General features: G+C 60.9%; 16 protein-coding genes. 4 read left to right on the plus strand and 12 right to left on the minus strand.

Annotation, left to right across the window (positions count from 1 at the left end; translation table 11 throughout):
- Positions 1–10: 10 nt before the first annotated feature.
- Genes OHL11_RS00800 through OHL11_RS00850 form a run of 11 tightly spaced genes read right to left on the minus strand, consistent with a single transcriptional unit; the run spans position 11 to position 13,149 of the window.
- Positions 11–787 carry a cytochrome c oxidase subunit 3 family protein gene (locus OHL11_RS00800; protein ID WP_263369569.1) on the minus strand — a complete coding sequence of 259 codons (777 nt, stop codon included), beginning with the start codon at positions 785–787 and terminating at the stop codon, positions 11–13.
- On the minus strand, positions 780–2,447 hold the full coding sequence (gene ctaD / locus OHL11_RS00805; protein WP_263369570.1) for a cytochrome c oxidase subunit I: 1,668 nt from the start codon (positions 2,445–2,447) through the stop codon (positions 780–782). Before ctaD ends, OHL11_RS00800 begins: the two co-directional genes overlap by 8 nt.
- A gap of 3 nt (positions 2,448–2,450) precedes the next feature.
- Positions 2,451–3,503 (minus strand): cytochrome c oxidase subunit II, encoded by a 1,053-nt coding sequence (gene coxB / locus OHL11_RS00810; RefSeq protein WP_263369571.1) that lies wholly within the window; start codon positions 3,501–3,503, stop codon positions 2,451–2,453.
- An 8-nt stretch (positions 3,504–3,511) separates the two neighbouring features.
- A complete protein-coding gene (locus OHL11_RS00815; protein ID WP_317890607.1) occupies positions 3,512–4,441 on the minus strand; it encodes an SCO family protein in 930 nt (309 codons plus the stop codon).
- A 30-nt stretch (positions 4,442–4,471) separates the two neighbouring features.
- The gene (locus OHL11_RS00820) at positions 4,472–5,152 is read right to left on the minus strand and encodes a hypothetical protein (RefSeq protein WP_263369572.1); all 681 of its coding nucleotides are present in this window, start codon (positions 5,150–5,152) and stop codon (positions 4,472–4,474) included.
- Positions 5,142–6,464: a hypothetical protein gene (locus OHL11_RS00825; protein ID WP_263369573.1), complete on the minus strand. Its 1,323-nt coding sequence runs from the start codon at positions 6,462–6,464 to the stop codon at positions 5,142–5,144. Before OHL11_RS00825 ends, OHL11_RS00820 begins: the two co-directional genes overlap by 11 nt.
- A gap of 49 nt (positions 6,465–6,513) precedes the next feature.
- Complete coding sequence (locus OHL11_RS00830) at positions 6,514–7,248, minus strand: c-type cytochrome (RefSeq protein ID WP_263369574.1); 735 nt, start codon at positions 7,246–7,248, stop codon at positions 6,514–6,516.
- A gap of 35 nt (positions 7,249–7,283) precedes the next feature.
- Positions 7,284–7,826 carry a DUF3341 domain-containing protein gene (locus OHL11_RS00835; RefSeq protein WP_263369575.1) on the minus strand — a complete coding sequence of 181 codons (543 nt, stop codon included), beginning with the start codon at positions 7,824–7,826 and terminating at the stop codon, positions 7,284–7,286.
- A gap of 1 nt (position 7,827) precedes the next feature.
- Positions 7,828–9,270, minus strand: a complete 1,443-nt coding sequence (nrfD, locus tag OHL11_RS00840) for an NrfD/PsrC family molybdoenzyme membrane anchor subunit (protein ID WP_263369576.1) — start codon at positions 9,268–9,270, stop codon at positions 7,828–7,830.
- Position 9,271: 1 nt separating this feature from the next.
- Positions 9,272–12,367 carry a TAT-variant-translocated molybdopterin oxidoreductase gene (locus OHL11_RS00845; RefSeq protein ID WP_263369577.1) on the minus strand — a complete coding sequence of 1,032 codons (3,096 nt, stop codon included), beginning with the start codon at positions 12,365–12,367 and terminating at the stop codon, positions 9,272–9,274.
- An 8-nt stretch (positions 12,368–12,375) separates the two neighbouring features.
- Positions 12,376–13,149, minus strand: coding sequence for a cytochrome c3 family protein (locus tag OHL11_RS00850; protein ID WP_263369578.1), 774 nt, complete (start codon positions 13,147–13,149; stop codon positions 12,376–12,378).
- 374 nt (positions 13,150–13,523) lie between these two features.
- On the opposite strand from OHL11_RS00850, the gene OHL11_RS00855 reads away from it, so the two are divergent.
- The 4 genes from OHL11_RS00855 (at position 13,524) to OHL11_RS00870 (ending at position 17,819) form a co-directional block, all read left to right on the plus strand.
- Complete coding sequence (locus tag OHL11_RS00855; RefSeq protein ID WP_263369579.1) at positions 13,524–14,357, plus strand: prolipoprotein diacylglyceryl transferase family protein; 834 nt, start codon at positions 13,524–13,526, stop codon at positions 14,355–14,357.
- Complete coding sequence (locus tag OHL11_RS00860) at positions 14,350–15,684, plus strand: RluA family pseudouridine synthase (RefSeq protein ID WP_263369580.1); 1,335 nt, start codon at positions 14,350–14,352, stop codon at positions 15,682–15,684. The genes OHL11_RS00855 and OHL11_RS00860 overlap by 8 nt, the downstream gene beginning before the upstream one ends.
- Before the next feature lie 92 nt (positions 15,685–15,776).
- The gene (locus tag OHL11_RS00865) at positions 15,777–16,808 is read left to right on the plus strand and encodes a VWA domain-containing protein (protein ID WP_263369581.1); all 1,032 of its coding nucleotides are present in this window, start codon (positions 15,777–15,779) and stop codon (positions 16,806–16,808) included.
- Between the two features lie 444 nt (positions 16,809–17,252).
- Positions 17,253–17,819, plus strand: coding sequence for a hypothetical protein (locus OHL11_RS00870; protein WP_263369582.1), 567 nt, complete (start codon positions 17,253–17,255; stop codon positions 17,817–17,819).
- A gap of 116 nt (positions 17,820–17,935) precedes the next feature.
- Here the strand turns inward: OHL11_RS00870 and add are convergent, their stop codons facing one another.
- The gene (add, locus tag OHL11_RS00875; RefSeq protein WP_263369583.1) at positions 17,936–18,970 is read right to left on the minus strand and encodes an adenosine deaminase; all 1,035 of its coding nucleotides are present in this window, start codon (positions 18,968–18,970) and stop codon (positions 17,936–17,938) included.
- Between the last annotated feature and the right edge of the window lie 33 nt (positions 18,971–19,003).

The raw sequence follows: 19,003 nt of genomic DNA on the forward strand, positions 1-19,003 counted from the left end.
GGTCAGTCGCTTACTTGAGCGGGTGCCGGTTGATCAGATAGAGCAGCGGGAATAAGAACAGCCACACGATATCGACGAAATGCCAGTACAAGCCAAAATTTTCGATCGGTGCGACGTATCCTTCCGTGAATTCGCCGCGGTTCGCGCGGTAGATCAGCCAGAGCAGCAGCACCAGACCGATGATCATATGCAGCGCGTGCATACCGGTCATAGCAAAGTACAGGAAGAAGAAGAGCTGCGTCTTCTGTGCCATGTCCGGAGCGAGCGGCTCTTCGGTAGGCTTACCCGTCTTAGCGTCAATGGGCGGGTTCACGAACTCGGAGATATCAAACGTGGCTCCGGGAATGTGGTGCTTCTCCCACTTTTCCTTGTACTCGAAGTACTTCACGTTCAAGAAGGCGTAGCCGAAGACGGTGGTCAGGACCAGCATCAACACGAGTACGTTCTTCTTGCGAACCTCTGCCGCCCACACACCCAGCGCCATGAAAAAGCCCGAGCTGATGAGGATTGCAGTGTTGATCGTACCCAGCGGCACGTTCAACTGGTTCGAAGCGGTCGCGAACGCCGGGTAGTACCAGTTGCGGTACAGCAGGTACGCCATGAAGAGGCCGCCGAAGAACATGATTTCGGTCAGCAGAAAGAGCCACATGCCGAAGCTGCCGGCCTCACGCTGCTGCTCTTCAGTCTCGAAGTGGTGGCGCAGCTGCGGGAGGTCGTGGTGCTCGTGCACATCATGTGCATCGTGCACCAGCGTCTCGTGGGTTGCGGTGGGGTTCGCGTTAGCCAACGTGCGTCACCTCGTGCTTCATTTTCTCTTCCAGCCACTCGTAGTCGTACGCTTCCTGCGTAACGATCGGCGTCTCGAGGAAGTTTTCCGTCAAGGGCGGCGACTGAATCTGCCATTCGAGGCCGGTCGCCTGCCAGGGGTTGTTGCCAGCGATCGCACCGTACTTCAGCGACCAACCGAGATAAATCAGCGGCAGCATGTAGCCCACGCCCAGCACCGTAGCACCCGCCGTCGACATCACGTTCAGCACCTGGAACTCAGCCGGATACGCTGCATAGCGGCGCGGCATACCGAGGTAGCCAAGAACGAACTGCGGCAGGAAGGTCAGGTTGAAGCCAACGAACGTGACCACGGCAGCAAGCTTCGAAAGCGACTCCGGATACATACGACCCGTAATCTTCGGCCACCAGAAGTGCACACCCGCGAGGAAGGCCATGAGCATACCGCCCACCATGACGAAGTGGAAGTGTGCCACAACGAAGTAGGTTTCGGTAAGGTGCACGTCCATGCCCAGCGAGCCAAGGAACACGCCCGTCAGTCCGCCGATGGTGAAGAGGCCGATAAAACCGAACGCGTAGAGCATCGGGGTCTCGAAGGTAATTGAACCCTTCTGCATCGTGAATGCCCAGTTGAAGATCTTGATCGCCGAAGGAACTGCGACCAGCATCGTCAGCAGGGAGAACACCAGTGCCGAGTAGTTCGACACGCCCATGATGAACATGTGGTGGGCCCAGACGAAGAAGCCGAAGAGCGCGATGGCGACCGAGGAGAACGCGACGGCCGTGTAGCCGAAGACGCGCTTGCGGCTGAAGGTCGACATCACCTCAGAGATCACTCCCATACCCGGCAGAATCATGATGTACACAGCCGGATGCGAGTAGAACCAGAACAAATGCTGGAAGAGCAGCGGATCGCCACCCTTGGCCGGGTCGAAGACGCCGATGTTCAGCGTGCGCTCCAGGGCCACCAGAACGATCGCGATCGCGAGTACCGGGGTGCCGAGCACCATCAGCAGCGAAGCCGCGTAGTTCGACCAGATGAAGAGCGGCATGCGGAACCAGGTCATACCCGGTGCACGCATACGGTGGATCGTCACGATGAAGTTCAGGCCGGTAAAGATCGACGAGAAGCCCGCGATGAAGATACCGATCGCCGTCGTCATGACGTGCGTGTTCAGGTAGTGCGTGGAGAGCGGAGTCGTAAACGTCCAGCCCGTATCCACACCACCGAGCACCAGCGTGGCCAGCGTGAAGAGGCCTGCGGTCATGTACAGATACCAGCTCAGCAGGTTGATCTTCGGGAACGCGAGATCCTTGGCGCCGATCATGATCGGCACGAGGAAGTTACCCAGCGCTGCCGGAACCGAAGGCACAAGGAACAAGAAGATCATCACGATGCCGTGCATCGTAAAGAACTTGTTGTACGTGTCCGAGGCAACGAGATCAGGCTGCGGGGTCAGCAGTTCCAGTCGGATGAGGCCCGCGAAGGCTCCGCCGATGAAGAAGAAGAACGTGATCGAGAGCAGGTAAAGAATGCCGATCCGCTTGTGGTCAGCGGTCAACAGCCAGCTCAACAAGCCGTGCTTGTTGTTCAGGTAGTTGGTCTTCGGCAAACGCGCCGTTGCTTGATCTGGCAAAGAGACGATGGTCGTCGCGCTCATGGTTTACCGCTCCTGCGTTGTGCCCGCTACGGGGGTTTTCGGGGCAGCCTGATCACCTTCGCTGGTCATCAGGGTCTGGTGCACTCGATCATTCGACTGCATATTCTTGATGTACTCCACCAGGTCGATCAGGCCGTCTTCGGAGATCTGGCCCTGGTAGGTCGGCATAATGGGCGCGTAACCCGCCGTAATGTGTTCGCTTGGGTTCAGAATCGCATCACGCAGATACGCTTCATTCACCAGAACCTGCGAGCCGTTCGCGAGCGTCAGCTTCGTGCCGTAAACGCCTGCGAGGTTCGGTCCGCGAGCCGCTGCGTTGCCGGTGTGGCAGGCGTTGCAACCCATGGAGGCAAAGAGTCGCTCGCCGTTCTGCGCCAGGCTCATGCCCGAAGTCGACTCCTGCAGCCACTTCTCGTAATCCTTCGGCTCGAGAACCGTGACTTCACCGATCATGCCGGCGTGGAGCGTGCCGCAATACTGCGTGCAGAAGATATGATACGTGCCCGGCGTCGTCGCCTGGAACCACACGGTCGAATAACGGCCCGGGATCACTTCACGCTTGACGCGGAAGTCGGGAATCGAGAACGAGTGGAACACGTCCTGCGAGATCATGGTGAGCTGCACCGGCTTGCCCGCCGGAATGTGCAGCGCGTTGATTTCGTGCTGACCGCCCGGGTGCTCGGCCTTCCACATCCACTGCTTGCCCACGACGTAGATGTTCATCGCGTTGGCCGGCGGGTTGAAGATGCGGAAGTACAACAGCGCGCCCCAGACGAAGGTCACGAGGAAGATCGCCAGAGGAATGATCGTCCACGTGGCCTCGAGCAGCGTCGAGCCTTCGACCTGCGTCGCCACGGGGTTCTTTTCCTTGCGGTACCGAATCGAGAAGAAGACCACCAACACACCCACCAGGAGTGTGCCCACGATCGTCATCCCAATGAGGAAGAAGTAGAGCGCGTCCGTGTATGGTGCGATCGTGGACGCCTCAGCCGGAAACAGGGCCGAGCTGTGCAACCACTTCACCAAAAAATGCCAAAGTACTGGACTAATTCCCATCGTTCGCCTTATCCATTCCGCCGTGTAAAGTCTTCGTCATTCGGCCGATCCTGATTCTGCTCACGACCCAGCTTCAGGTCTTTGCGGAACATCAGAAACATAAACCCGCCCAGCCCGGCGACGGTCATCATGCCGCCCAACTGAACCACTCGCGCCACGATCAGCGAGTGCTTATTAATCTGCGGATCATAGTGGTAGCAGTACGTCAGAATATTCGCTACCGGTGATCCGATCTTGTTGCCGCTCGCGTCTACCAGACCGAGCAGGATGTCCTTCGAGGAGTACTCGACCCCCAGGTAGTACTGCGCCAGCTTGCCCTGCGGCGTTGCAATCTCAATCGCACTTGCGTGCGCGAACTGCGTCAGGCGGCCATCCGGTCCGGGGACACGCGTGTAGCCGAAGCCCACTGCGTTCGTCACCGCATCAATGTCCGGCTGTTTGCCCGTCAGGAAGTGCCAGCCATCAGCCGTTTCCGGGTGACCGTACCGCTTGAGGTAAAACGCCTTCTTCGCCGCCGCCGTACCGACCGTTTCGCTCGGATCGATCGTCATCACAACGATCTGGAAGTCCTTGCCCGGGACGAGATGAACCATCTCGAGCGCCGAGGTCAGGCCGTCCATCTCCTCCGAGCAGAGCATCGGGCAGTTGTAGTACACCACTGCCAGAACCGCCGGGTGCTTGCCGTCGAAGTAATCACCGAGCTTCACGTTCGCGCCGTGATCATCGACGAACTGTGCGTTCAGCGGGAGTTGCGCGTTCAAGTGCTGCGCAACCTGTACCTTGCCGAGGACCGTCGGGAGCTGATCGCCATGATTGTCGCCCATGGACTTCTCGCCGTAGCCGGTGGTCTGCGCGGCAGCCATCATGCCGCCGAGCGCAAGCGCACCGAGACCTGCGGTGATCCACCGCTTGACTCCTGTCCGGATTGTGCTCAGCATCATCATGACTTTGTCCTTTTACAACTCGTGCTACTTCTCTGCGTGCTCAAACTCGAGCTTCTGCTCGCGTGCCTGGATCGTCGAAAGCTCATAACCGGTACGCGCGAAACCCGTGGTCAGCGGCGCGTGCACATCGTGCGACGTTTCGCCGACCATCAGCTTGTGCGGAGCAACCGCAGCCTTCGGCAAACCACGCTCGACGATGAGATCCATCGCTCGCTCCACCGGAATGCGAACGGTGCCCGCAGGCAAATCGCTCGAGGTGGAGTAGTTGTCGAGCAGCAGATCTTCCTTCGCGTGCAGGTCAGCCGTGTCCTGGTTGCCGTCATCTGTCTCCAGACGCGGTCCAGGGAAAGTCTGCGCCATCGTCGCGAGCTGCTTCTGCTCCATCTCGGCGTTCGAAGCAAGGTTCTGGCGCTTGTCCCCGTGCTGCGTCTCACCCATGTCGCGAATCTGCTGGTGCCACTGATCGCGCGGGCCATCCTGCTTCTGGAGCGCGTAGTTGATCGCCTTGCCCATGAAGAAGCAGAAGATGAAGAAGACAAAGATGAATCCAGCGAGGCCGGCGATGAAGGTGATAACGCCGCCAACGTTGATGTCCTGGATTTCGTACCCCGGGTGCTCGGAGTCCTTGACCTTCGGATCGTGCGGGTGGGCGACTACGCCCTCCGGCTGTCCAGCGTCGTGTCCTTCGTGTCCTTTAGTGGGCATGTTCCGGCTCCAACAGTTCTTCCGTATGCGGATCGTTCAAGTTCAATAGCGGGCGCTGCATCAGGTTCGTAAGGTAAACCACCGTCCAGATGGACAGCATGGCCACGGGAACCGTGATGAAGGCCAGGATGCCGAGGTTACCGCTCAGGCGGAGGTGCTCCTGCTGGTCCTTGAAGGACGGAGCCACGAGCCAGAAGATGTCCACCAGGCGCGCGGTCAGCATGATGCAGCAGACCCAAATCAGCTTCTTCTTCGAGCGCTTGATGTCGCGGCTCAACAGCAGGCAGAACGGGATCACCCAGTGCAGGATCACGTCAGCCGTGCAGATCGTCCACCAGCCACCGTGAATGCGCTTCAGGTAGTAGAAGAGCTCATCCGGAATGTTGCCCGACCAGATGATCAGGAACTCCGAGAAGGTGAGGTAGATGTTCAGCATCGTGAACGCAAACATCAGCTTCGCGATGTCGTGCTGCTCGGTGGTCCGGAAGAGCGTCTTGATCGGCTCCGCCTTCGACAGCAGGATCATCGTCAGCACCGAAACGGCCAGGACTGCGTAGCCCTGTGCGACGAGGAACTGAAGGCCGAAAACCGAAGACGCCCAGATGATATCCAGCGACTTCACCCAGACAATGACGAAGTCCGTCAGCAGGATCACGTAGAAGAGGATCGAGGGACCCGAGAGGTTCTCGAAACGCTTGCGCCACTTGGTGTAGCTGGCTGCCGTGCCGGCCTGCGGATCGTTGTCACGCTCGATCGACCACTTGTTCAGCAGAAAAACGACCAGACCGATGAAACCGAGAACGACAACACTCTGCACTATTGCCGGAACCGGCGCGAGCATAATGTGGCGGTAGTCGAGGTCGAGGTGCTCTTCCTGTGTGATGAAGCCCTTGTGCCAGGCATCCATCGTGGCCTGCGGCGTCGTGTACATCGCCCAGAGATAAAGCTTCTTCATGAAGAAGACGATGGGCAGGAACATCACGACCACGAGCAACCAGGTTCGGGTCATCGCTTCCAGCGGACGGCGCAGGATGTGTCCCCACTTACCTCCGGAGACGTACTGCACCATCAGGAAGGCCAACGCGCCGCCGAGGAGGTTGAAGCAGAGCATGAAGCCTGCCAGATACGCGCGCAACACCTGGTCGCGTCCACCGGGGACGAACAGGAGCGCCGCTGATGCAAGCAGGAAGACCGCCGCAACGATGACAGCGCGGGTGCGCCAGGCCGCGACCACCGGCGGCGCCGTCAGCGTCGCGGGCAACGCGCGCGGGCCGTGGTGATGCGCTTCGTGATGTCCGTGTTCATGAGCCATGCGTCTTAATCGCTTTCCGTTTCAACTTCTGCGTTCAATTCTTGAAAACTTACTTGGCCGCGGGTGCCGTCGCCGGAGCTGCAGGCTTTGCTGCGGCCGTCGGCTGACCGGGGATACCGTTGTCCTGTCCGTTCGGCGTGCCGTAAACCGCCGTCTTCGGCAGCTCCCAGCTCTTGGCGAAGTCATCCGGCATGCCCTTTTCCTTGGCAATCTCGTGGAGGTTCTTCACCTGTTCGCCCGACGGTACATCCGAAGGCTTGGCATTCTGGCTCAACTGCAGCGCGCGAATGTATGCGGCCACCGCCCAACGATCCTGCGGCGTGAGTTGCGCCTTGTAGTCAGGCATCGCGCCGTAACCGTTGGTCATGACTGCGAAGAAATGACCCAGCGGCAGGTTACGCATACGCTCGGTGTGGAAGTCGCCAGCAGGGCGGTAGCCGCGCTGCACGATCATGCCTTCACCGTTGCCCACACGCGAGTGGCACGGCGTGCAGTACACGTTGTAACGCTCCTGGCCGCGAGCGATGGTGTCCTTCGTTAGCGGGATCGGCAGACCGTCGCCTTCCTTGCCGTCCATCATGCCGGTCGAGAAGTAGGCGTCCTGCATCTGGTCACGCGACACGGTGTTGTCCACCTGCGGGCGCACCGAGCGGCCGTCGCCATAAAAGCTCGTACCGCGCTGCGGGAAGAACTTCGGCTGGTCGTGCATGTCCTGTCGGCAGCCGGCGAGCGCGAGCATCGCACCCATCGCCACCAGAGCCGTCATCGGGCGGGTGAACTGCATTGCTTTTCCCTGCTCCCTGTTTCCACGTGCCTGCATTAGAGCTCTACCTCCACCACTGAAATCGGCGAGAAGCTCTCGAGGAACGAACGCGTCTCGTTAGCCGAGAACTTCGGATCGTAGGCCTCAAGGCACAGGAAAAACTTGTCGTTCAGAGCGCCCGAACGGAAGTTCGGGGCATTGAACAACGGGTGATACAGCTGCGGCAGGCCGCACTGGGCGAGCATGCCAAACGCCGTCGACAAACCGGCGAAGAGAATCGTCCATTCGTAGCCCGGGATCACAAACGCCGGCCACGAGAAGAGCGGGCGGCCCGCAATGTTCAGCGGATAACCCCAGACGTTGATCCACACTTCCAGACCGTAGCCCGTGAGCAGACCCATGATGCCGCCCATCAGGCACATCAGCGGCACGCGGTTCTTGTGGAAGCGCAGAGCTTCTGCTGCTTCTTCTACCGGGTATGGGGTGTAGCACTCCATACGGCGATAGCCCTGCTGATAGGCCGCTTCCGTCGCCTGTACGAGCTCCGTCGGCGTGTTGAACTCGGCGATCAGTCCGTAGATACCTTCTTTGATCGGCATGTTAGATCGCCTCCTCAACTACGGTTTCTGCATCTGCGCCGCCATGGTGGACCTTGGTCTGCGGCAGAATCATCTTGATTTCCGACATCGGGATCATCGGAGCGATACGGGCAAAGAGCAGGAACAGCACCGTAAACATGCCCCACGTGCCGATGAAGAGGATGTAATCCCACTTCGTCGCGCGGTACGTGCCCCAGCTCGAAGGCAGGTAGTCACGATACAGCGTCGTCACGACGATCACGAAGCGCTCGAACCACATACCGATGTTCACGATGAAGCTGAGGATGAACAGGTACAGCACGTTGGTGCGGAGCTTACGCGACCAGAGCGAGGTCAGCGGAATTGCGATGTTCGTCAGGATGAGCATCCAGTATGCCCAGCCAATCGGCCCGAACATACGGTTCCACATCATGAAGAACTCCCAGTGCGAACCCGAGTACCAGCTCATGAAGACTTCCATGCCGTAGCCGTAAGCCACGATCGAACCGGTCGCCAGCATGACCTTCGCCATGTTGTCGAGGTGACGCTCGGTCACCATGTCTTCAAGGTGGTAGAACTTGCGGATCGGGATGGCCAGCGTGAGCACCATCGCGAAACCTGAGTACACAGCGCCCGCGACGAAGTACGGCGGGAAGATCGTCGTGTGCCAGCCAGCCATCGCCGCGACGGCGAAGTCGAAGGAAATGGTGGTGTGCACCGAGAGCACCAGCGGCGTGGAGAGGCCGGCGAGCAGCAGCGAAGCCGTCTCGTAACGGATCCAATGGCGGGTGGAACCGCGCCAGCCGAGCGACAGGATGCCGTAGAAATACTTGGCAATCGGATGCTGCGCGCGATCGCGGAGCGTACCGAAGTCCGGCACCATGCCGATGAACCAGAAGACCACCGAGATCGTCGCGTACGTCGACACGGCGAACACGTCCCACGCCAGCGGCGAGCGGAACTGCGGCCAGAGGTTCATGGTGTTCGGGTACGGCATCAGCCAGTAACCGAGCCACGGACGACCGATGTGCACCAGCGGATAGATACCCGCGCAGCATACAGCGAAGATCGTCATTGCTTCGGCGAAGCGGTTGATCGAGTTACGCCATGTCTGCTTGAACAGCAGCAAAATCGCAGAGATCAGCGTACCGGCGTGGCCGATACCGATCCACCAAACGAAGTTGATGATGGCGAAGCCCCAGGCCACGGGCATCGTGATGCCCCAGATGCCGACGCCCTTGAGGAACAGCCACGTCAGGCCGGCAACCACGCCGAGCGCAACGGTGGCGGCGAACATCAAGCCGCCGATCCAGGCGATCGGAGTGTTGGCCGTCAGAACAATGCCCGCGATCTTCTGCGTGATGCTCTTGAAGTTGTGGCCAGGTGCGACAACGGCGTATTCGCCGGTGCGCGGGTCGATCATGGGATCGACTGCTGGGTCGTGAAGCGGTCCGTGGGTCGCCATACTAAGCAAGCTCCGGGTTCGGGTTGATGACGCCGGCCGTGTAGGTCGTGCGAGGACGGAAGTTCAAGTCCGCCAGCACAGCGTAGTTGCGTTCGCTCTTCTTGAGCTTGGCAATTTTGCTGTTCGGGTCGTTCAGGTTGCCGAAGGTGATCGCTTCGGTCGGGCAGGCCTGCTGGCAGGCGGTGAGGATCTCACCATCGGCCACCATGCGGTTTTCCTTATCGGCTTCGATCTTCGCCGCTTCAACGCGCTGGATGCAGTAGGAGCACTTCTCCATCACGCCGCGCGAGCGAACCGAAACGTCCGGGTTGCGCATGAACTTGAGGCTTTCCGTATCGAAGTCCGAGTACAACATCCAGTTGTAACGACGAACCTTGTACGGGCAGTTGTTCGAGCAGTAACGGGTACCCACGCAACGGTTGTAAACCATCGTGTTGATGCCTTCCGGCGTGTGTACCGTGGCGCCGACCGGGCAAACCTGTTCGCAACCGGCGTTTTCGCAGTGCTGGCAGGTCATCGGCTGCATGAACGCCTTGGGCGCGTGTAGATCGCCTTCGAAGTACGTGTCGATGCGGAGCCACTGCATGTTACGGCCGACCTTCACCTGCGCGCGACCGACGACCGGGATGTTGTTCTCGGCGTAGCAGCTCACGATGCAGGCGTTACAGCCTACGCAGGAGTTCAGGTCAATCTGCATGCCCCACTTGTACTGGAGCTGGTAGCCGTCACCCGTCGGCTGCGGGCGATCATAGCGCCACGCATCCGGGAAGAAGCTGTCCGAGTGTTCCGGATCTTCGCCCATAGGGTTGTAGCCAACCTTGTCGACCGTCGTCAGGCCCGAAGCCAGCGAATGATGCGCGAACTGCGCGTCCTTCTCCGCTTCTTCATACGTCGCGTAGCGGATGATGCCGCGCTCGTTCGCTTCATGTCCAGCCAGCGAGAAGGTGCCCTCGGTGTCGTACTGCTTGTGCTCGAGGTCCTGCTGCGCGAACTTGCCGCGGTGCTCGATGTTGTGCACCTTGGTGACGCAGAGGTCATAGGTGTCCGGGGTCTTGGTCAGCTTCAGCGGAGCCGAAGCCGAACCAGCGACCGTGCGGAGGTAGTACGAAGCGAAGCCGACGCCTGCGCCGACGCGACCTGCGTCAGCATGGCGGCCGAAGCCGAGATGCACCGTCACAGCTTCCGGCGCGTGGCCGGGAACCATCAGGACGCCCGCGATCACCTTGCGGCCCGCTACTTCGAGCTCCACCGCATTGTTCTCTTCGAGCTTGTACTTCTCCATCGTCTCGAGCGACATCAGCGCGGCGTTGTCCCAGCTCAGGTTCGTCACCTGCTTGGGAAGCTCCTGCAGCCAGCCGTTGTTCGCATAACGTCCGTCGAAGAGCGACGGATCGGTAAGGAAGCGGATTTCGAGGTCGCTCGGCGCGGTCTTCGCAGCGGTCGCGATCTTCGCCGTTCCGGTCTGCGTGCCTGCCGTACCCTCTACCCAGCCATCGTGCAACGCCTTCTTCCACGAGGTGGCAAAGTCGCCCTTGATGTAGGTCTTCGCCGTCGCCACGACTGCGTCGTATGCGGAGATCGAAGGATCAAGAAGCGCCTGGAAGACGTCGTGCGACGAAACGCCACCGTAGAGCGGAGCGATCATCGGCTGGATGATCGTGATCGTGCCGTCGTAGGCGCGAGCGTCGGTCCAGCTCTCGAGGTAATGCGTGTTGTTCAGGTGCCAGGTCGCGAGATAGCCCGTTTCGTCGAGGTGCGAACCGAGGTGAACCACGGTCGGAACCTTCGAGAACGCTGCAGCAAACTCGAGGTCGGCCGGAGCGTTGTACATCGGGTTCACGTTCATCAGCACCAGCCACTGCACCTTGCCCGCGTTGATGTCGGCGACGACATCGGAGAGCGAGAGGGCGGTAGCGGGAACTTCCGAGGTCGATGCCCCGTAGGAAACGGTCTTGCCGACCGCACCGATCTGCTGATTGATCGCCTTGGCAGCAGCCTGAACCGCGGGGCTCGACTGCGGACCAGCGATCACGACACCCTTGGAGCCGGCCTTCTTCAGGTCGGCCAGAGCGGCGGTGACAAACTTCTGCGCTTCCGGCGAGGAGACCGAACCGGTGCCGGCCAGAGCCGCTGCCAGCGCGTCAATCTGCGACGGCTTCAGCGCGATGCGGTGGTCGGCCTTGAAGCCGGTGACCGAAGGCATCGTCTCGACCGCATACGTGCGGCTCATCTTCTTGCCTTCTTCGTAGCGGTGGCCCTCAGCCCACGCCGCCGAAAGAGGCAGGAAGCCGGGGAACGCGATGCCGCCGAGGAAGTCAGCGTCGAGCGAGAGGATTACCTCTGCGTCTTCGAGCTTGTACTGCGTATCGAGTGCGTAGGTCGCATCGCCGAGCGCAGCGTCATAAACAGCCAGCTTCGCGTTCGGATACTTCGCCGAAACCTGCTTCCACTGCGACGCGAGCGTCGGCGAGGTGAAGGTTTCCGTCACAAAGTAGATGCCCTTGCCGCCATCCGTCTGCTTCGCAGCGGTGGCGAATGCCTGCTGGAATGCGCCGAACGACGAACCTTCGCCGCGGAACTTCACTTCGCGCGAACGGTCGGGATCGTACATGTCGAGCAGCGAAGCCTGCGTGTACGCATCAGACTTGCCCTTCGACATCGGATGCTCAGGGTTGCCCTCGAGCTTGATGGGGCGGAAGGCATCCGACTTCACCAGCACGGGGACTGCGCCCGTCGGGAACGGATGCGCCGAAGCAAAGTACATCGGCTTGCCGAGGACGAGGTCCTCAGGCTGCTTCACGTACGGGAAAATCTGCTCATCCGGCTGCTTGGTGCAGCCAGCGAGACCAGCGAGCGCGAAGCTTGCGCCCATCACCTTCATGAAGCCGCGGCGGGAGACCGAATCCACCCACTCGCCAGCACCAGCCTGGCGCGGGAACTCTTCCTGCATCAGCTCCTGGAACTCCGGCGTGTCCGCCAGTTCGTCCAGGTTCTTCCAGAAGCGCTTGCCGCGCTGACCCTCAAGCTTCGTTCGCACTTCGGCGAGCGTCATCTTGTTGGCCGGCACAATACGCGTTACCACAGTTGCGTTCTTCATTCCGTCGCTCATCGGTGGCACACCTCGCAGCTCGAAAGCTCGTTCGCATTGCGGATGTGGTACTTGTCCATCAGGTAAAGGCCGAGGTCCTTCTGGTTGGTGAACGTCTGGTAGCCAGCGAGCTGGACGCCTTCCTTCACCGGCTTGCAATCCACCATGCTTGCGGTCGTGCCGGTCTTACCCGTCACAGCGCAGGCCACCGGGGTTACCTTCGACGGTCCGGTCCAGGCCATGTTGTAGATCTGGCTGGTCGGGCGGAGGTTGTTCACCGGGTTGCGATGGCAGTTCAAGCACCACTCCATCTGGAGCGTGTTCTCTTCGTATACCAGCGGCATCTGGTCGATGCGGCCGTGGCAGCTGGCGCAGCCGATACCCTTGTTCACGTGGATCTCGTGGTTGAAGTACACGTAATCCGGCAAATCGTGTACGCGGATCCACTTGATCGATTCACCCGTGGCCCAGCTCTCGCGGACCGGCTTCAACAGATCGGCGTTGGTCCAGATCTGCGAGTGACAGTTCATGCACGTCTTCGTCGGAGGGATTCCCGCATACGAGCTCTTTTCCACCGACGTGTGGCAGTACTGGCACTGAAGGCCAAGGCCTTCCACGTGGTGCTTGTGGCTGAACGGGACGGGCTGGTCCGGCCGCTGACCCTGCCGCGTCACCCAGGGCGAACGCTGCAACTGGTTCAGTGCCACACCGAGCGCGATGACGATCAAGCCCGTCAACACCAGGCTCGCGCGAGCCAGTGCATTCGAACTGCGGTCAAATACTTGCGCCATGAGTGCGTTCCTGCTTCCTCTGCAATACCAAAATCTTGTTGAGATGGGTCGCTGAAACACTACGAGCCCAGAAATACCTATCTCGAATGGTTCGAGTATAGCAAGCGAAAATCAGCCATCTGCGTGACAGCCATCACTTACGTGCGATACTCGCGCCACGATTTACTTGCTGTCGCGCGTCGCGACAGAACCCAGCTTCGCCGATGCTCCTACTTCCTTGATTTTTCGAGGGAACACGGCCTTCCTCCCCATTGTGCCGTGTCGTATCGCATGAGTAAATTGCGTCCACATTAGTCCGAGTTCGCGGTGGATATCCCGGGCCGAAAACCGCGCATCCCGCTGGCGAATTTTGCAGGGATTGGTGGCAGGTGAGCTTGAGCGGCTATCCTCATAAGCTGACGATGCTTGCGCCCCACCTCCAAACCGAACTTCCCGGAACGCTCCACCTCGGTGCTCTCCGTCTGCCGGTCTTCGCTCTTTTTGCGACCGCCGGGCTGGTGGTGGCGCTCCTGTTCTCGGAGCGCACGGCAGAACGCGTCGGCCTGAGCGCCCAGAAGTTGTGGGACGCCGGCGTCGCTGCGGTCGTCGCCGCGTTCGTGATTTCTCGCGTGCAGCTTGTCGCGGAGAACTTTACGACCTTCAAGATCTTCCCGGCCCTGGTGCTGGGGCTGCCCTCGATCACGCAACTCGGCGTGTTCCTCACCGCCATCTTCGCGTTGATCTGGCTGCGTTTCCGTCGCGTTCCGCTTCTTTCTGCGCTGGACGCCTGGGCGCCGTGCGTCGCGTTGCTGACCGCGTTCCTCGACCTCGGCCACTTCTTCGAGCGCACGGAGGCCGGTATGCCGACGAAGCTGCCGTGGGGTGTGACGTCTGCAGGCGACACCGTCCTCGGCCACACGCATCCGGTGCAGCTTTATGGATTTGCGCTGGCGACGCTGCTTGCAGCCGCGGCGTGGACGCAACTTGGCCGCTCCAAGGCCGGTGGCGTCGCCGCGTTCTCGCTTTTCACCGGAGGAGTCGGCAGTTTTCTGCTGAGTTTCCTCCGTCAACCGACTTTGCAGGTGAGCGGCCTGCCGCTGGACGCCGCACAGGCGCTGTCCGCGCTGATGGCGCTCGCCGGGGTGGCGCTCTTCGCCACCATTTCCCCCATCCAACCCGGTAGCCGCGTCGCACGCGACGTACCCGCCGAGAGGTTCGACCATGCCTAGTAAGAACATGCTGCCCAAGGGCAAGCGCCGCCAGTCCGTGAAGGCCGAGTACCGCAAGATCCGCACCGAGGTCGAGGACGAGCGCGCCCGCCGCCTGGCCGAGAACCCCTTCGCCGAAGAGGAGAACCAGCCCGAAGAAGACGTCCGCGCTGGCGACGACTTCTACGACGTGGACGAGATGATGGCCGACGCGAAGGCGCCGGTCGATCCGTCGAATCCGTACCTGATCATCACCAATCCGATCGGCACGCGGAACGAAATCCAGAGCGAAGACTACCGCCGCTACGAGGGCTTGAAGCGCGTGGAAGCCGAGCGCAGCGCGGCGATCCCGGTGCTCGACGACCTCGAGGCCGAGGACGGCGTTCGCACGCTGACCGCACCCGACATCGCCAGGGACATGCGCCTCGACGCGTATCTCGCCAAGGCGCTGCCAGATGTCTCGCGCGCCCGCGTGCAGATGCTGATCGAAAACGACCAGGTGCGCGTGGACGGCGTCGTCATCAAGGCGAAAACGAAGCTCAAGGGCGGCGAGCAGATCGAGATCGAAGGCGAACCGCAGCTGGAACCGCTGCGAGCCGAGCCGGAAAACATTCCGCTCACCGTCATTTATGAGGACAAGGACCTCGCTGTGATCGACAAGCCTGCGGGCATGACGGTCCACGCCGGTGCGGGCTCGGCGGAACACAACCGCGGCACGCTGGTGAACGCGCTGCTCTATCACTTCGGCGAAGGCTCGCTGGCGCAGACCGGCGACGCGGTTCGCCCTGGCATCGTGCATCGTCTGGACAAGGAAACCAGCGGTCTCATCGTCGTGGCCAAGAACGACGTGACGCATCGCAAGCTGAGCGAAATGTTCGCCACGCGCGACCTGCGCAAGGTGTACATCGCGCTGGCGCACGGCCATCTTGTAGAAGACGAAGGCACGATCGACCTGCCGATCTCGCGCGACCTGCACCGCCGCATCCGCATGACGACCAAGCGCCCCGGCGGCCGCCATGCGAAGACGAACTACCGCGTGCTGGAGCGCATCACCAGCGCCTACGGCAAGTTCACGCTCGTGGAGCTGCACATCGAGACCGGTCGTACCCATCAGATTCGCGTGCACTTGCAGGCGCTTGGGCACGCCGTCGTCGGCGACCCGATCTACGGCGCGCCACACGTGCTGAAGCCAAACAACCCCGCTCTGCCGATCCTCGAGCCGGAGCGCCACTTCCTGCACGCGGCCGAGTTGGACTTTGCCCATCCGCGCACGGACGAGGCCCTGGAACTCCGCGCACCGCTCCCTGCGGAACTCATTGAGCTGCAGGAGCAAATCGAACAGAAGTAAGACGCCGGGTGGCGAGGAGACAGTTCCTCCCACGCCACCTTCGCAACACGAGCATCTGCCACAGCGGCGCGTTGGTTGATACCATTGCAGCTATGAGCTCCACGAAGTACGCGCGCCTGGTTCTTGGCGCGGTTGTCCCCTTTTTCTCGCTGCTGTCTGTCGCCCACGCGCAGACGCCTGCGCTGCCTCCCGCCTCCACCAACGAGCAACAGAAGCAGCCCACGCCTCCGAGCGAAGGCCAGCAGCCCGTCGCGCAAAATAACGGCGACGATACCTACGTCATCAAGGGTGCAGGTGCTCGCGAGGTCGATCTCTTCTTCACGGTCACCAACCACAAGGGCCAGTTCGCCACCGGTCTGCAGCAGCAGAGCTTTGGCCTGCTCGACGACGGTCGTCCGCCCGAAGGCGTCATCAAGTTCCAGCAGCAGACCAACCTGCCGCTCCGTATCGGTCTCATGATCGATACGTCGAGCTCCATTCGCCAGCGCTTCGAGTTCGAGCAGCAGGCAGCCAACGACTTCCTGCTGCAGATTCTGCATCCGGAAGACCGCGCCTTCGTCATGGGCTTCGATGTGCAGACGAACATGACGCAGGACTACACGAACCGCGTTGACCTGCTCGGCACCGGCATCCGTAAGCTGCGCCCCGGCGGCGGTACCAGCCTCTTCGACGCGCTCTATAAGACCTGCCGCGACCAGATGGCGACGCTCGTGCAGAACAACACCTTCCGCAAGGCCATCGTCATGGTCTCCGACGGTGACGACGATTACTCGCGCGTCTATGAGAACGAAGCGATCCGCATGTGCCAGCGCGCACAGACGACGATCTACGCGATCTCCACCAACACCGGCCCCTCGCGCGACAAGGGCGACGAAGTGCTGCAGCGCATCGCCGACGCGACCGGCGGACAGGCCTTTTACCCCACAAAGGTGACCGACATCGCCACCGGCTTTCAGAACATCGAAGTCGAGCTGCGCAGCCAGTACTCGCTGATCTACCGCCCCGCAAACTTCAAGCAGGACGGCAGCTTCCGCACCATCTACCTGCAGATCGCCGACCCGCGCTACGCGGGCTACCAGGTGCGCGCGCCCAAGGGCTACTTCGCGCCGAAGGCTGAGCAGTAAAGGCAGTCGTAAGGGTGAGGTCGTAAGTAAAAAGTGGTGAGTCGTGAGTGGATGCGTCCTTTGGGGCGCATTTGCTTTTGCTGCCGTCACGAGCTTTTGCTGCCGTCACGAATGGATATCCCGTATCTCGTGGCTCCACGAACGGGTGCCCCAGGTCTCGTTTTTTGAGACCTGGGTTTGCAGGATGTTCGAGGACATTGAGCATCTTTAGTAGCCCACCCGCCCGCATAGAACCGCGTACGGATGGGGCAATCGGAGGTTGGAGGCCGGAAGCCAACGTCAAGTGCCTGCACGGAGTTCTTTGGCACAGTGAGATTCTGGACCACTGGCACTCTGGCGGAGACATCGCTCTCACCACCGCACATCCACCACTTTTCACTTACGACTTCACACTTACGACTGCCGCGCCGCAACTTCTCGCAAGCACCACCGGTCTAACTCCACATGAAGAAACTCGTGCTCGCCGCCGCGATCCTTGCCGCCACCACGCTCTCCGCCTTCGCGCAGAAGCAGCCGCCCGGCGTCAGCGAGGCCGTGGCTGGGCTCGTTTCGCAGCCCGGCAAACACACCGCCTTCACGCTTGATCACGATCTGCTCGACGCGTTCCTAGGCGATGGCGGCCTGCCGCCCGCGGCGCTTACTGGCATCACGTTTGAGCGCTACAGCTACAGTCAGCCTGCGTTCTACGTGCCGGAGAACATGCATGCCATCGCGGCGATGTATCAGGCCGCAGGATGGAAGCATCTGGTGGATGCGAACACCACGCCCGGGCAAAGCGCACAGCCCACCAAGCCCATCACCGACCTCTGGATGCACATGGACGGCGCCCGCTTCGACCACATCACCGTGCTCATTCGCGGGCCGTACCAGATGAATCTCATCGAAGTGAGCGGCATGTTGCGCCCACTCGATCTCGTGCACCTCGGCGGACACTTTGGCATTCCGAAGGTCGATCCGAACACCGTGATGGTGCCCGCGCCACAGGAAGTTCCACCGCCACCGCCGCAGTAAGAGAGGGTTTAGCAAGGGCTTAGGGCCCAGGGCCCAGAAGACGAAAGGCGAGGAGATGATCTCCTCGCCTTTGTTCTTGCCTTCTGGACCCTAAACCCTAGGCCCTGGACCCTCGCTCAAAACCCGTACTGCTCCACCTCGCCCAGCAACTGCAGCTTGCGCTCCGGCTTCAGGAAGCTTGCTTCGATCGAATTCGCGGCGAACTCTCGCATTTGCTCCGGGGTGAAATCGAACTCGCGTTGGACGAGGATGTACTCCTCCAACAGGTTCGCGCCGAAGAACGGTGGGTCATCTGAGTTCAGTGTGACCATCAAGCCTTCTTCAAAGTAACGACGCACCGGGTGCTCCAGCAGCGACGCGCAGGACTTCGTCTTCAGGTTCGAAGTGACGTTCAGCTCCAGCGGGATCTGCTTGCGCGCGAGCACGTCCATGAGATCTTCATCGCTCGCCGCCGTCAGCGCGTGGCCGATGCGCTCGGCGCCGATGTTGATCGCCGACCATACGCTCTCCGCACCGGTCGTTTCGCCCGCGTGGCAGGTCAGGTGAAGACCGTTCTCCTTCGCCTCGGCGTAGACCTCGCGGAACTCATGTGCCGGGCCGCGCGCTTCGTCACCACCAATGCCGATGCCGACCACCGACGGCATATGCTTGCGCAGCTCGGCCGCCTTCAGGAAGGTCTTGCGACATTCTTCGACGCCGAAGTGGCGCACCGCATCGATGATCCAGAGCAGCGACGTGCCGAATTCACTTTCCGCGCGCCGACGACCGCGCTCGGCGGCCTCCATCACCTCGTCCACATCCAGCCGCGCGAAGCGGTACAGAATGCCGATGGAGAGATACGCTTCTGCATGGCGAACGCCCTGCAGCGCGAGGTCGCGCACCATGTTGTAGGTGATGAGTTCGTAATCGACAGGCTTCACCAGCCGCTCGGTCACGGCCTTGAAGCTCATCAGGAAGCTCGGAAAATCGTGGTAATCGTAGACGTTCGCGGCCTGATCGTAGGTCAGAGGCACCGCGTCGTTACGCTGCGAGAGCTCCACCAGCGTCGCAGGCGTAATCGAGCCTTCGAGGTGCAGATGCAGTTCGGCCTTGGGCAGCCAATGCAGCCAGTCTGCGATTTCCTTGGGGTCTTTCTCTTTGGATCGTGCCATCGCTATCCAGTGTATGCGTAGGCCGCTCGCGCG

Source organism: Granulicella cerasi, from assembly GCF_025685575.1.
Lineage (GTDB): Bacteria > Acidobacteriota > Terriglobia > Terriglobales > Acidobacteriaceae > Granulicella > Granulicella cerasi.